This window comes from Clostridium phoceensis, from assembly GCF_001244495.1.
Classification (GTDB): Bacteria; Bacillota; Clostridia; order Oscillospirales; family Oscillospiraceae; genus Lawsonibacter; species Lawsonibacter asaccharolyticus.
This window is the reverse complement of sequence record NZ_LN866274.1, coordinates 1,527,984-1,542,659: the sequence shown is the minus strand read 5'-3', so window position 1 is coordinate 1,542,659 and position 14,676 is coordinate 1,527,984. Positions and strand designations below refer to the sequence as shown.

At 61.0% G+C, this 14,676-nt stretch carries 9 protein-coding genes; 5 read left to right on the top strand and 4 right to left on the bottom strand.

Features of this window, described 5'->3' with window-relative positions; genetic code table 11:
• Nucleotides 1–145: 145 nt before the first annotated feature.
• The 5 genes from BN1969_RS08240 (at nt 146) to BN1969_RS08220 (ending at nt 6,297) form a co-directional block, all read left to right on the top strand.
• Complete coding sequence (locus BN1969_RS08240; RefSeq protein ID WP_050623863.1) at nt 146–1,336, top strand: FtsW/RodA/SpoVE family cell cycle protein; 1,191 nt, start codon at nt 146–148, stop codon at nt 1,334–1,336.
• Nucleotides 1,337–1,369: 33 nt separating this feature from the next.
• Nucleotides 1,370–2,968, top strand: coding sequence for an ATP-binding protein (locus BN1969_RS08235; protein WP_050623862.1), 1,599 nt, complete (start codon nt 1,370–1,372; stop codon nt 2,966–2,968).
• A gap of 6 nt (nt 2,969–2,974) precedes the next feature.
• Nucleotides 2,975–3,658 (top strand): response regulator, encoded by a 684-nt coding sequence (locus BN1969_RS08230; protein ID WP_050623861.1) that lies wholly within the window; start codon nt 2,975–2,977, stop codon nt 3,656–3,658.
• A 241-nt stretch (nt 3,659–3,899) separates the two neighbouring features.
• A complete protein-coding gene (locus BN1969_RS08225; RefSeq protein WP_050625439.1) occupies nt 3,900–5,153 on the top strand; it encodes a sodium/glutamate symporter in 1,254 nt (417 codons plus the stop codon).
• Nucleotides 5,154–5,301: 148 nt separating this feature from the next.
• On the top strand, nt 5,302–6,297 hold the full coding sequence (locus BN1969_RS08220; protein WP_242850301.1) for a TAXI family TRAP transporter solute-binding subunit: 996 nt from the start codon (nt 5,302–5,304) through the stop codon (nt 6,295–6,297).
• A gap of 47 nt (nt 6,298–6,344) precedes the next feature.
• Here BN1969_RS08220 and BN1969_RS08215 read toward each other — a convergent pair whose 3' ends face one another.
• From BN1969_RS08215 to BN1969_RS08200, 4 genes are all read right to left on the bottom strand, one after another.
• A complete protein-coding gene (locus BN1969_RS08215; protein ID WP_077138732.1) occupies nt 6,345–7,751 on the bottom strand; it encodes an alanine/glycine:cation symporter family protein in 1,407 nt (468 codons plus the stop codon).
• Nucleotides 7,752–7,760: 9 nt separating this feature from the next.
• Nucleotides 7,761–8,462, bottom strand: a complete 702-nt coding sequence (locus BN1969_RS08210; RefSeq protein ID WP_050623860.1) for an RsiV family protein — start codon at nt 8,460–8,462, stop codon at nt 7,761–7,763.
• Nucleotides 8,463–8,655: 193 nt separating this feature from the next.
• Entirely contained in the window at nt 8,656–12,141 is a 3,486-nt protein-coding gene (locus BN1969_RS18220) for a stalk domain-containing protein (RefSeq protein ID WP_050623859.1), read from the bottom strand.
• Between the two features lie 480 nt (nt 12,142–12,621).
• The gene (locus BN1969_RS08200; RefSeq protein WP_147577044.1) at nt 12,622–14,610 is read right to left on the bottom strand and encodes a stalk domain-containing protein; all 1,989 of its coding nucleotides are present in this window, start codon (nt 14,608–14,610) and stop codon (nt 12,622–12,624) included.
• Between the last annotated feature and the right edge of the window lie 66 nt (nt 14,611–14,676).

Sequence of the window (14,676 nt, the reverse complement as noted above, 5' to 3'; positions counted from 1 at the left end):
CTTTTCCCGCCCGCAGCTCCACATGCCGGGAGGAAACGCGGTCCCAACCGCCCTTTTTTCAGAACTGTCAGTTTACTTTTTCACACAAAGGCGGTAAAATAACAATTTGAAAGAAAATATTTCCCCCTACTGAAGAGGTGACAACGTGACCACCCTGTTTTCCCCCATCCGGGAGTTTTTCAAGAAGGGCGATGTGCTCCTTCTGTTCCTATGTCTCACGGCCAGCGGCTACGGCCTGGCCCTGATCTACAGCGCCACCCGCTATCTCGATAATAATAATCGGAACGTGATCGTCCAGGCCGTCGCCATCTGCATCGGCGTGGTCATCTATATCGTCCTCACCTTTGTGGACTTCCAGCTGTTCGTGGAGAAGTGCTGGAAGTGGCTGGTGGCCTTTGATGTGGGCTTCATTCTCCTGCTCCTGACCCCCCTGGGAAAGGAATCGGGGGGCAACCGGAACTGGCTCGCCCTGGACCGGATCATCCCCCACTTCCCCTTGGATCTCCAGCCCAACGAGATCGTCAAGATCCCCTTTATCCTGCTTCTGGCCTGGCAGGCCGCCCGCATCCACCAGCAGGAGCGGGACATCAGCTCCCCCTTCTCCGTGGCCCAGCTCACCGGTCATACCCTGCTGATGGTGGGGCTGATCGCCGTGGTCTGCGGTGACATCGGTATGTGCGTCATCTATCTGTTCCTCTTCGTCACCATCTCCTGGATGGCGGGGGTGAAGGCTCGATGGTTCGCTCTGGGCGGGACGTGCTTCGTGGGTGCCATTCTTGGGGCCTGGTTCACCATCCTCCAGAGTGACCGCTTCGCCTATATCCGCAATCGGTTTATGGTCGTATTGGACCACAGCCTGGATCCGCTGGGGGCTGGCTTCCAGCAGAGCCGTTCCCTGCTGGCCATCGGCTCGGGCCAGCTCACCGGCCAGGGATACCTCAACGGCACCCAGACTCAGGCATCATACAGTGCCGCTCTCCCTGCCCGACAGACCGACTTCATCTTCTCCGTCTGCGGGGAGGAGCTTGGCATGGTGGGCTGCCTCCTGCTGCTCCTGGTCCTGGCCCTCATCATCCTGCGGTGTTACTGGGTGGGCCGGAACGCCAGCTCCCCCTTCTCCGCCTATGTATCCATGGGGATCGCCGGGATGCTGCTGGCCCAGGTATTCTTCAATGTGGGCATGTGCCTGTACATCCTGCCTGTCATGGGGCTCACGCTCCCCTTTTTCAGCTATGGCGGCTCCTCCATCATCACCCTTTACACCGCCATGGGCATCGTCTCCAGCATCCGGGCCAGGACCCTCCCCAGCTGGCTTCGGGACCGGAACCAGCTCTGACCCTGGCCGACCCTCGATCGCGGAGGTGACTCCATGCTGCAAAAGATCAAAAGCCTCTCCCTGGAGCGGCAGCTCTTCCTCAGCTTTTCTGCTGTCTCCGCCCTGCTCCTGATGCTCTCTCTGGGGATCACCCTCTATTTCGATATCGCCCGCCAAAGTCAGAGCATCGACTCCACCATCTCCAGCACCGCCGCCTATGTGGCCTCTATGGATGGCGTGGCGGAGATGCTGGCGAATGGCTATCCCACCCAGGAGGTCACCGGGTCGCTGGATTCCCTGCACCAGAATTTTCCTGGCATTGACATCATTGCTGTCTATGACCGAAACGGTCTGCGCTTTTACCACACCAGCCGCCTGGAGACCGGCGAGACCTTTGTAGCCGGGGAGGAGACTGCCATCCTGTCCGGCTCCCCGCCCTATATCACCACCGGCTACGGCACCCACGGCAACCAGCGGGTGGCTTTCCATGCGGTCCGGGACGGGTCTGGCTCCATCATCGGCTTTGTCACCGTGGCCATCTTCCGGGCCGACATTCTCCAGCGCAGCCTCAATCTCGTGCTGCTCTTCTCTCTGGTGCTGGGCGGCATGTTCGGTGTGGCCCTTCTGCTCGCCCGTGGAATCGTCCATCTGCTGAAGGGCTCCCTCCGCGGGCACCACCCCAAGGAACTGCTGGACCTCTACTTACAGCAGGACGACCTGCTCAACTCCATCGAGGACGGCCTGGTGGCCACCGACCTGCGGGGGCAGGTGGTCTTTGCCAACGACCAGGCCCGGACCCTGCTCCAGTGCGGCTCCCCCCCCCTGGAGGGACAGCCGCTGACCCGCTTCTTCCCGGAGACGGGCTGCATCCAGGTGGCCCGCAGCGGGCAGGCGGTGCACAACCGCTCCTGCGTCATCCAGGAGCGCCAGATCCTGGCCAGTGAGGTGCCCATCCTGGGGGAGAACGGCTCCCAGGGGGTGCTCAACGTCTTCCACGACAAGACGGAGATGCGCAAGCTGTCCGACGAGCTCTCCGGCGCCCGCTACATGCTGGACACCCTGCGCTTTTTCAACCACGAGTTCATGAACAAGCTCCACATCATCCTGGGCTATCTCCAGACCGGCGAGAGCCAGAAAGCTGTCCAGTTCATCATGAACACCAGTCTGGTCACCAGCCAGTCCATCCGGGAGACGGCGGACTGTATCCGGGTGTCCCACCTGTGCGCCCTCATCATCGGGAAGATGATGCACGCCGCCGAGCTGGGCATCCTGCTCACCGTAACCCACGACAGCTTCTGCCGGGAGGAGGACCTGCTCCTCTCCCCGGAGGACTATGCCACCATCCTGGGCAACCTGTTGGAAAACGCCATCGACGAGCTCAGCCGAAGCCACAGCGAGGTGCGGGAGATCAAGCTGTCCATGTACTGCCGCCCTGACTGCAATCTGGTGGTCTGCGAGGACACCGGCGGCGGCATCGCCCCCGACATCCTGCCCCACATCTGGGACAAAGGATTCTCCTCTAAGGGGGAGGGGCGTGGCTTCGGCCTATATCTGATCAGCCGGCTGGTGGACGAGCATGGAGGCTGCATCGAGCTGGAGACCGAGCCCGGGGTAGGCACCTGCTTCACCCTGACCTTTACCAGAGAGGAGTGAGACCGGATGTACCAAGTCATTATCATCGAGGACGACCCCATGGTGGCCGCCATCGACAAGCAGTACGTGGAGGCGGACAGCCAGTTCCGTGTGGTCCGCACCTTCAAGAGCGGCGGAGAGGCTTTGGCCCATTTGCCGGAGCTCAAGGCGGATCTGATCATCCTGGACTACTACACCCCGGGCATGAACGGCACTGAATTCGTAGACCAGCTCCACACCCTGGGGGAGAGCCCCTTCATCATCGCGGTCACCTCCGCCAACGACACCCATATCGTCCAGGGCCTGCTCGCCCGGGGGGTGCTGGATTATCTTGTCAAGCCTTTCCAGTTCCCCCGCTTCCGTCAGGCGCTGGACCGGTTCCTTCAGGCCAGGCGGCTGCTGGAGCAGGGGCCCGGCAGCATGGACCAGAGCGCCATTGACCAGCTGGTCCATCACCGGGAGGCAGTGCCTCCCGGTACGCCCTTGGACAAGGGCGTGAATTTCAGCACTCTGTCCAGGATCCGCCGCTTTTTCGATGAGAACCCGGAGCACTTCTTTACCAGCGAACAGATCGCCGAACATGTGGGCCTGTCCCGTATCACGGTACGCCGCTATGTCAACTACATGGTGGATCAGGGGGAGATCACCAGCTCCATCGATTACCAGACCGGAGGCCGCCCCTCCATCCGCTACCTGAGGCTACACAGCTGAATATCATCCCTATCCCTCCCGGCAGGCATCGCAGGACCGATGCCTGCTTTTTCCTTCCCGCTCAGCTTTCTTTCCGCACAGCCTGATTTTGGAGGCCTATTCAGTTACAATAGTTACAAAAGCCCTTCAATAATTACGATAAATTGACTTCTTCCCCTTGTCTTTATAGAATCTTTATCGTAAAAGGTGTGTGTCCGGCGGACTGCCGGGCAGGAAAGAAAGGAGAGAGATGTGTATGACTTTGGAAAAAATCCTTGGCTATTTCGGGACCTACACAGCTGGTGTGGATGGAGCGGTCAGCTCCTTTCAGTTCGAGTATCTCACCAGCCTTGGTTTCGCAGCTATTGTGATCTTTCTGGGCCACGCCATCGTCAAGCGCTCCGCGCTTCTGAAAAAATTTGCAATTCCCGCTCCTGTGGTCTCCGGCCTGCTGTTCTCTATCGCAGTCGCCATTCTAAAGGCATCTGGCGTGATGGCCTTTTCCTTCGATGTCAAGACCATCCAGGACCTGTGCCAGAACATTTTCTTTATGTGCGTGGGCTTCGGCTTCAGCTGGAAGCTGATCCGGCACGCCGGCGGCAAGCTGTGCATCATGATCGCTGTGGCCGCCTGCCTGCTGATCACCCTCCAGGACGTGCTGGGCGTACTGGTGGGCAACCTCATCGGGATGGACCCCTATCTGGCTCTTCAGTGTTCCTCCGCCTCCATGTCCGGCGGCGTGGGCACCGCCTCCGCTTTCGGCCCCATCTTCATCGATTGGGGTGCCCCTGAGTCCGCCACCACCGTGGGCGTCACCGCCGGCACCCTGGGCAACATCATGGGCTCCCTCATCGGCGGCCCTGTGGCTGCGTTCCTTATCAGCCGCCACCACCTGAAGGCGGACCCCAACGACAAGCCCGAGGCGGCCGCTGACGGCAAGATCAATGAACTGAGCAACAGCCGCATGGTCTCCATGTTCGGCATGGTCCTGCTGCTGTGCGCCCTGGGCATGCCCATCTACTGCATCCTGGACAACATCCCCATGATCGAGATGCCCAAGTTCATCGGCTGCCTGTTCGCCGGCGCCATCGCCCGCAATGTGATGGAGGCCGCCCACATCAAGTTCTATACCCCCGAGGTGGACGCCCTGGAGCATATGTTCCTGGAGCTCTATCTGGCCCTGGTGCTGATGACCATCGACATTACTGCTCTGGCTGACGTGGCTGGGCAGATGGGCATCATCCTGCTGCTTCAGGCAGCGCTCATGGCTCTGTTCGCCATCTTTGTCTCCTACAACATGTTCGGCCGCAACTACGGCGCCGCCGTCATGGCCGCCGGCAACTGCGGCTGGGGCTGCGGCTCTGGTCCCAATGCCGTTGCCAATGAGAAGGCTGTTATGGATCAGTACGGCTGGCACAATGTGGCCTGGGTGCTGTATCCCTCTTTCGCCGTCATTATCGACGATATCTATAACCCCATTTTCCTCTCCGTGTTTGGCGGCCTTCTTGCTCACTAAATCGATCCACCTCCCTCTTTACAATGGGACAGGGGCGCGTATCTGATACGCGCCCCTGTCCCATTGTATTTTGAGGTTGTAAAATCTTCCACATCTGTGGTATAGTAGAGACAGCAGCATGAATTCCATGGATAGGGAGGGTGGTCTCTTGGGGCTTTTTCGCAATAAGGCGGTCCTGGCATGTCTGACCGCCCTATGCCTCGCCTGCGGCGGCTGTGCATCGCAGCCCGAGGATATCTCACCGCTGGATGCGGACGGCCTGATCGTGCTCACCATCGGCACCGCAGACACCGGTGGCACTATGACCCCCGTGGGCACTGCCATCGCCCAGGTCCTGAGCACCGACCAGCTGAAGTTCAACATCAGCACCTCCACAGGCTCCTTCATGAACATTCAGAACCTTTCCTCCGGCGAGATCGACCTGGGGCTGGTGGCGGGCGACTCCGCCTATACCGCTGTCTACGGCACGGAGGACAGCGCCCCCACTAATGAAGACCTGCGGGCCGTTGCCGCTGTCTTTTCCAGCACCTCCAACTGGATGTCCCCCATTCGCACCGGCGCGTTTTATGTCCATGACCTGAAGGGGATGCGCATCGGCGCAGGCCCTCAGGGCTCCGCCTCCGAGCTGGCCACCTGGGCTGTGATCAACGCCCTGAGGCTGGATGGCGATGGGACTGTACTGGAAAACTGCAGCCTGGGGGCAGGTACGGACCTGATCCTCAGCGGCGACCTGGACGCCATCCATGGCTTTACCGGCGCCCCGGTGAGCGGGCTGGCTCAGCTCCCGGAGCGGGTCCCCTCCCGCCTACTGCGCTACACCCAGGAGGAGCTGGATCTGATCCTCTCCCAGAACGACCTCTACTACCCCGCCGTCATCCCCGCCGGCACCTACCCCGGGCAGTCCCTGGATGTAGACACCTTTGGGGTCAAGTGCCTGCTGTGTGTAGACGTCTCCATGGACGAGGAGCTGGTTTACTCCATGACCCAGGCCCTGTGGGAGTCTGCCGATATCATGGGGGAACTGTATCCCGCCATGTCTGTCCTGTCCGACCGGGATTTTCTGTGTGAGGACCTCCCCATCCCCCTTCACGACGGAGCCCAGCGCTTCTATGAGGAAGTCTGTCCGGAACTCGTCTCAAAGTGATCTTCCCCCTTGACAGGGGCCGCGGAAACTTCCGCTGCCCCTGTCTTTTATCCTCCGGTCCGCTCCCAGTCCCGCAGCTCCCGCAGCACCTGGGGGGAGAGGAGCAGGAGGGCCGTCAGATTGGGGATGGCCATCAGCGCGTTGCACAGGTCCACCAGCTCCCACACTGCCTCCCCCTCCCACACGCTCCCCAGCACCACACAGGACAGGAACACCAGCCGGTATGCGGGGACCAGCCGCCTGGACCCGGTCAGGTAGAGGATGCTCTGCTCCCCGTACCAGCTCCATCCCAGGATGGATGAGAACGCAAAGAGGAGCAGGCTCAGGGAGACCACCGCCCCACCCCAGGGCCCCAGCACGGAGGAGAAGGCTGCCGCCGTCAGCGGCGCCCCCAGCCGGTCAGGAGGCACTGCCCCCAACGCCCCCCGGACCAGGGCGTCCGCCGGGCCGTACACCCCGCTGACCAGGATGACTAGGGCGGTGGCGGTGCATACCAGCAGGGTGGAGACGCACACCTCCACGATCCCCCACATCCCCTGCCGGGCTGGACAGTCCACCTCTGCCGCAGCGTGGGCCATGGCGGAAGTCCCCAGCCCCGCCTCATTGGTGAACACCCCCCGGGCCACCCCGTACCGCAGAGCGGCAGCCAGGGTGTATCCCATTCCGCCCCCTACTGCGGCCTCCGGTCGGAGCGCCGAGCAGAAGATCAGTGCCATCGCCTCCGGGATCTGGTCGGCCCGGGCAGCCAGCACCGCCGCCCCGCCCCCCAGATAGAGCAGCGCCATCGCCGGGACCAGACCGCTGCTCACCCGGGCGATGCGTCCGATCCCCCCCACCATCACCAGCCCCGTCAGGACCGCGACGGCCGCCCCCACCGCCAGCCGGTCCCATCCAAAGGTGGCCTGGAGGGCGGCGGCAATGGAGCTGGACTGGACCATGTCTCCCCCGGTCAGGGTGGCCGGCAGGCATGCCAGGGCAAACCAGCCCGCCAGCAGCGGGCTTTTCAGGCCGTCCCGGATGTAGTACATGGGCCCTCCCAGCCACCCTGCGGGGCCGGCGCGGCGGTAGCGCACGGAGAGCAGCTTCTCCGCGCACCCTGTCATCATGCCCAGCAGGGCGGAGACCCACATCCAGAACACCGCCCCCGGCCCGCCGAACCAGATGGCGGTAGCCACCCCAGCGATGCTGCCTGTACCGATGGTGGAGGCCAGGGCGGTGGCCAGGGCCTGGAACTGGGAGATACCCCGCCCATTCCCCCGCCCCCGCCGGCGCAGCATGGCTCCGAAGGTGGTGCGGAGCCACAGGGGTATGCGGAAGAGCTGGAAAAAGCCGGTCCGCAGGGAGTAATACAGCCCCGCTGCCAGGAACAGCCCCAGCAGCCAGGGGGACCAGACGGCGTCATTCAGACGGGAGAGCAGCATGACCATCACCTCAAATAAGAGGTATGCGGCCATGCCCCAGCTTTATGTCTCTGAGGCTGTCCCTTCCCCCGCCGTCCACGCAGCCCCCGCCAGGGGCACCCGGAAGGAGGGCACCCCCTCTACCGCCGGGGCCAGAGAACACTGGGGATAAAAGAGCTCGATGCCCTCCGGGCGCAGGCAGAAGCGGCTGGCCCGAAATTTCCGCCTCGCCGTCTCCTTCCAGTCCGGGTCCAGGAGACAGCTCCCACTCCGGAGCTCCCCCTCCCCTGCCTGCCTGATCCCCTCCAGCAGCTGCCGCCGGCGGCTCCGCTCCGGCAGCAGCATACCCAGCGGAACCGGCGCGCCCGCTTTCCAGTCCCAGGTCACCCCGGAACAGGACAGGAGGGGCCGCCCGTCTCCCCGCACCTCCCGCAGCTCCATCCGGATGCTCAGCAGGTCCGCCCCCTCCATGGCTACCTCTCCCGTCAGCCCTGCCTGCCAGGGCCGGAAGACCCGGGACTCCTCCCGGCAGGCGGCCAGCCGCAGGCAGGCCAGGCAGTAGGTCTCCCGCTCCCAGCGCAGGCGGCAGGACCGGACTAGGCGCCGGTAGTAGCCCGTCATGCGGCGCACTGCCCGCCCCTTCCCCTCAAACTCCGGCCAGGCCAGGGTCTCCTCCAGCACCGGCTCCCCGCACAGAGTCAGGGTCTTTTTCTCCTCCCGCCACAGGACCGCTGGGGCCTCCCCCATCTGTTTTTCCCTTTTCATGCCAAACCGCCCCCATTTCTTTCCCTATCCTATGACGGGGCAGAAAAAACGGTCCCTTTCCCTAAAAGAGCGCCGGGCAGACCCGTAAGGGCCTGCCCGGCGCTCTTTTAGGGAGACGCTCCGCAGAGCGTGAGAGAGGAAGCAAAGTAATGCTCTTCCTTCCGCCGGCCTGCGGGACCGGCTCTATCTGCGCTTACACAGAGGCGAAAACGTCCTTCGCCCACTGGGCCACGCTCTCCGGGTACACCGTGTACACATAGTCCATGGTGTACTGATACTTCTCGTAGCTCTCCTCCTTGCCGGAATACTGGTAGGTCTCGCCGGCCTTCAGAGAGGTGCCCTTCTCCACATCCATGTAGGGCTGGCCCAAATAGTACCAAGCCACCACCTTGGTAACGGAGTGGTCGGTCTCGCCCCAATCCTTGAACTTCCAGGACTGGAGCCCGGAGGCCCGGACATGCTCCTCGATCCAGGACTCGCTCTTCCCGGCTTCCCGGTACAGGTCCTTCACGATCTCGATCACGTCCTGCTGGGCAGCGGGGTTGTCACCATCGGTCTCGCCGTTGAACATCCACACGGACACCTCGTTGTCGATCATGGCCTGGACCTCTTCCTCGGTCCAGCTCCCCAGGCTGCTGTTTGCCAGGGTGCCGTCCACCGCATCAGCGGATGCCATGCCGCCCAGGTTGCCGTTGCACTCCACATAGCCCGCCACCAGATCGGGGCGCTGGCGGATCACGTCGGAGGAGATCAGGGTGCCCTGGGAGTTGCCCACCAGGATGATGCGGTCCTTGTCCGCGTTCCAGTTCTCGATGGCGTAATCCAGCACGCCGGCGATCTCCTTGGCAGAATTCTCTACTGTGGAGGAGTGGACGTTGACACTCATAATGATGGCGTCAGGCATCTGGCGGTGCCACTCGGTCATCATCACGTCATAGACCACGTTGCAGCCCAGGTTGTTGGCTGGGGTGGTGCTGCCGTCAGTGACCTCCCAGTAGCAGACGCCGCCGCCGCACTGATAGTCGATGACGGGGTAGGGCTCCGCCCGGTTGGGGTCATAGTTGTCGGGGTAGATAACATGGACGGGGACCTCGCCCTGATCGCCCAGCATAGTGTAGTCTGCAGCTTTCCAGCCTACATCCACCATCTCCAGCTCCACCTTGTCCAGGTCATCGGCCAGGATGGTGGGCTCCCAGACGGTATCGGCGAGCATAGTGCCAGCGCCGTCAGTGGAGCGGATACCGGTGGTGATGTCGTCGCTGTTGACGCACAGCACCAGGTCCATATTCTCTCTCCACTGCAGGCCCTTTTTAATGGTGTTGGGGTAGATGGTGATACCCAGGGCATCAGTGGTCTGAGTATCGCCATAGTGGATGTTCCCCTCTGAATCCACATACCAGCTGGAGCTGGTGCACAGGGTTCCGTAAGTCTCACGGCTGCGGTCAGTGACCTTATCCGTCCCCTGATCGACGGTCAGGGTGACCACGTTCCCATCCACAGAGGCGCCGGTGATCTCCACCTCGCCGAACTCCGGATTATTGAAGCCCCGGTCATACAGGGTGTAGCTGTCGGCGGTGACGCCGGTCAGGTCAGTACCCGCGGCGTAGGTGATGTCCACTGTACCCACCTTGTAGCCATAGAAGTTAGCCACGGCTGTGGCCTGGATAGAGGTGATCTGGTCAGCGGCGGGAGCTCCGTCGGTGACGGAGGCGCCTTTCTTGTCCAGAGCCCACTCCTGATACAGTTCGTCGTACACGGTATACTTATAGCCCTGCTTGCTGCTGCCGGCGGCGCTGCCCCGGCAGTCCAGGGTATAAGTATCCCCGTCGCTCAGCTTGGTATTGTAGACGATCTGGCCGTCCACGACTTCCAGGTCGGGGCCATAGAAAGCGGCATCATCAAAGTACCAGCCGTTGATACGGGTGGTGGAGTGGTCGCTCTCACCCCAGTAGGCATAGATCTCAGAGGGATAACCGGTAAGACGAATGTTCTCCTTCGCCCAGTCGGCCCCCTTGAGTTCGGTCATGATCTGGGTGTACTGAGCGATGCTCTCCACGTTGTTGGAGTCCTGCTCTCCGTCGAAGGCCCAAACCTTCAGGCCGGTAGCAGCGATGGCGGCCCAGTCCTCCTCATCGTAGCTGTACCCGAAGGTACCATTCTGGCAGATATAGGCGTCAATGGTGAAGTCATACTTGCCCTCGGGCAGAGTGCTGGTCTCCTCCAGTCCGGCATCCTTCTTCTGGTTCTGGGGGTTGTAAGCCTGTCCAGCCAGAGCCTTAATGACCAAGGCGGAGGCCATGGTGCCTCTGGAGTTGCCCTGGAGTACGATGTTGCCGGTCACACCATAGGTGTCGATGAAATACTGCATCACATTGACATCGTCCACCACGAAATCATAGATATCGAAATACTCGCCGGGGCCTGCGCTGGAGCGGTCGTGGATGTTGACCACGATGGCACCCTTGTTGGCCCAGGAGGTGGTGGCGGAATCATACATGATGCCGGTGCCATCGTCATCGGTGCCGTCGGGCAGCTTCCAGTAGGAGATGCCCTGTCCCTGCAGGGTGAACACGATGCCGTTGGCGGGATCATAGTTGGCGGGGATATAGGCGTAGCCCCGGACATAGGCGTCCTGGGTGCCGTCAGTAGCTGCCGCGGCGGTAGAGGGAATCCGGATGCCCAGATCCTCAAAGGACTGGAACTTACCAGCGCCGAACTGGCGGTCCACCGTCTCCTTCCACAGCCCGCCGGCGTTATACTGGCCCTTGCCGTTGGCCAGGCAGGCGGCGGCGCTCTCAGCCTCGCCGGCGTGGCGCAGCTTCAGCTCCAGGCACGCGCGGCTCTGGTAACCCATGCCGGTGGTGTTGGCCTTGTACTCGCCGGAATCTTCCTTGCCGTAGTAGATGACGCCGTTCACATCCCGGTACCAGGCGCCGGTGGCATAGATGCCGAACACGTTGCGCTCACGGGGGCCTTCCTTCTGATCCCCAGTGTAGACCAGCTTGTTGTTGGCGGTGGCTGCAGAGCCGTCGTCAATCGTCAAGGTCACAGTCTGGCCCTGGACAGAGACACCAGCGATCTTGATCCGACCGTAGTCGGGGGACAGGGAGCCCCGGTCCTCCAGGATGTAGCTGTCGGCGGTGACGCCGCTGACATTGACACCCGGCTTATAGGTGACCTGCACCTCCACCACACCGGTGCCGTACATGGTCTCGTCGGTATAGGCCTGAATGCTCTGGATGTCCGCCACAGTCAGGTCGGAGCCGGTGGAGAGCGCAGCGGTGCGGGCAGCGCCGTTCCAGGTCAGACTCAGTCCGAAAGACTGAGCCAGATAGGCCAGGGGCACATAGCCCACCTCACCGGACAGATCGGCGGCGGTGTCCATAGTCATGCCGCCAGCTTCCTTGGACCCGTCCCGGAAAGTCAGGCTGGCCTCTCCCTTTACAAAGGTGACCTCCCCTTCCTTCTGCTGATAGGTCAGCCCCAGCTGGGGGCCGATGCTCACGGGGACCTGGGTCCGGTCCTGCCCGTCGATATAGGCGGGCGCTTCCAGCTCCAGTGCCGTCCCGTTCAGCGTGACCGTTACCGCCGTGTTGACAGCCTGGACGGTCAGGCCCAGGGAGAGCAACATGGCCAGCGTCAGCACCAGAGACAGGAGCCGTTTCGTTATGGTTCGCATAAATCGATGACCTCCTCTTTTCAGGATCTCCTGATTGGATAGAGCTCTTTTCTGCATTTCCTCTCTTCCCTCTGCTTTGCGCCCCTCCTTTGTCATTTTCGTCAAAAAAGACGCTCTATTTAGTTTTATTTTAATTTTGAATATCCAAAACGTCAATCCACATTTTTTTGAAAGATAAACATTTTTTCTTCTCCCCTTCCCCTTGGCCAAAATACGATATGGGGCAGACCCCAGAGGGACTGCCCCATATCGCTAAGGAGACGCTCCGCAGAGCAAGAGAGAAAGCAAATAGATCTTACACTCCTCTGGTCAAAGCCCACTCACTGAGATACAGGAGTGATTGTTCACGCCCCACTCGGCGAACTTGTAGTCCTTGTAGAAGGAGACCCGCAGATCGTCAGCCATTCATTTCTCAGAGTAGCCGGCGGGTATAGCGCTGCCGTAGAGTCCCCACGGACTTCAGTGCATAGGTGGGATCGGTCATGTTGTTTCCAGCGCCCACTCCTGGAAGTTTTCCCCATACACGGTGTATGCATGACCCTCCTTAGTACCGGAGCGGCTGGCTCCCCGGGCCTCAACGGTGTAAGTTCCGCCCGGCATCACCTTACTGTCATACACCAGCTGCCCATTCTCATCAATATGACAATCAGAGCCGTAATAGATCTCACCGTCTCCAAAGTACCAATAATTGATCCGGGTGGTGGAGTGGTCGCTCTCGCCCCAGTAGTAGAACAGTTCAGAGGGGAAGCAGGTGAGACGCAGGTTCTCCGCGATCCACTGGTCGCTGTACCCAGCCTCTTTGAACGCCTTGATCTGTTCCTCCACATAATCAATATTGTTGAAGTCCTGCTCCGCGTCAAAGATCCATGCCCGCAGACCGGTCTTTGCCACCGCCAGGCGGTCCTCGTAGGTCCAGAGCCCCTGCCCGCCATACAGGCCGTTGTTGCACAGGAACACGCCGATCTCGAAGTCATATACCGATTTATCCAGGGTCTTGGTACGGGGACGGTCACCCCAGTCGGCCGCATCCTGTCCGGCGGAGTAGGGCTGTCCGGCCAGTGCCTGGATGATAGTGCTGGCCGCCATGGTGCTGCGGGAATTGCCATGGATGATAATGCGGTCCCGGTCGATGTTGTAGTGCTCCAGGAGATACTTGATCACATTCACATCGTCCAGAAGATAGTCATAGTCCTCGCCGTTGCCGCCCATAATCGAGCGGTCATGGATCCCCACCACAATGGCGCCCTTTCCGATCCAGGAGGTGGTGGCCGCATCATACATGATGTTGGTACCAAAATTATTGGTGCCGTCTTCCAGGATCCAGAAGGAGGTACCATTGCCCGAGATGGTGACCACCAGAGGGACTTCCTCATCACCGGTGTAATCCTCCGGGACATAGAGGTAGCCGCGGACATACTGGTCCGGGACCACATCCTTGGCGTTCTTTGCAGTGGATTCCACCTGAATGCCCAGCTCCTCAAAGGTCTGGAAGCCGCCTTCGCCAAAATTGGCGTCAATGGTCTGCTTCCACAGACCGCCGGCGTTATACTGACCCTTTTCATTGGCCAGGCAGGCGGAAGCGCTCTCTGCCTCGCCGGTGTGGCGCAGCCTCAGCTCCAGGCAGGGCCGGGCCTGGTAGCCCATTCCGGTGGTGTTGGCCCTATACTCTGCGGTGTCCTCCTTACCGTAGTAAATGACACCATTTACATCCCGGTACCAAGCCCCGGTACAGTAAATGCCAAAGGCGTTGCGTTCCCGGGAGCCCTCCTTCTGATCTCCGGTATAGATCATCTTATTATTGGAAGTGGCTCCAGTGTTTTCCGCAATACTCAGGGTCACAGTCTGTCCCTGAACGGACACACCCGCGATCTCGATCCGCCCAAAGTCCGGGGACAGGGTCCCCCGATCCTCCAGGATGTAGGATTGCGCTGTCACACCACTCACATCCACTCCTGGACGGTAGGTGATCTCCACCGAAACCAGTCCTTGACCATAAAAGGTCATATCCGTATAAGCCTGAATACTGCTGATGTCTGCCACAGTCAGGCCGGCACTGCCGGTCAGAGAGACCGTCCTGCTGACTCCGTCCCAAGCCACCTGGATCCCGAAAAACCGGGCCAGATATACCAAGGGGACATAACCCACGCTGCCGGACAGGTCGGCAGCGGTATCCATAGTCATGCCGCCGGCCTGCTTCTCCCCATCCCGGAAGGTCAGGCTGGCCTCCCCCTTTACAAAGGTGACCTCCCCCTCCTTCTGCTGATAGGTCAGCCCCAGCTGGGGGCCGATGGTCACCGGCACCTGGGTCCGGTTCTGTCCGTCGATATACGCCGGGGCTGTCAGCTCCATGGCCGTCCCGTTTAGTTCAATGGACACAGGGCTGCCCACTGCCTGTACGGTCAGCCCCAACGACAGGATCATTGCCAGGGTCAGTACCAGAGCCAGGATGCGTTTTGTCACTGCTCGCACAATCGATAACCTCCTCTTTTCCTTTCCATGGTATTTCCGGGTCTCTCCTTATCCGCTCTGTTTGTG

What these genes read in the sequence shown, in the direction of transcription:
- BN1969_RS08210 (WP_050623860.1), bottom strand. Translation starts at nt 8,462, where the DNA reads ATGAAAAGGGAAAAACAGATGGGGGAGGCCCCAGCGGTCCTGTGGCGG.
- BN1969_RS08215 (WP_077138732.1), bottom strand. Translation starts at nt 7,751, where the DNA reads ATGGCCGCATACCTCTTATTTGAGGTGATGGTCATGCTGCTCTCCCGT.
- BN1969_RS08230 (WP_050623861.1), top strand. Translation starts at nt 2,975, where the DNA reads ATGTACCAAGTCATTATCATCGAGGACGACCCCATGGTGGCCGCCATC.
- BN1969_RS08235 (WP_050623862.1), top strand. Translation starts at nt 1,370, where the DNA reads ATGCTGCAAAAGATCAAAAGCCTCTCCCTGGAGCGGCAGCTCTTCCTC.
- BN1969_RS18220 (WP_050623859.1), bottom strand. Translation starts at nt 12,141, where the DNA reads ATGCGAACCATAACGAAACGGCTCCTGTCTCTGGTGCTGACGCTGGCC.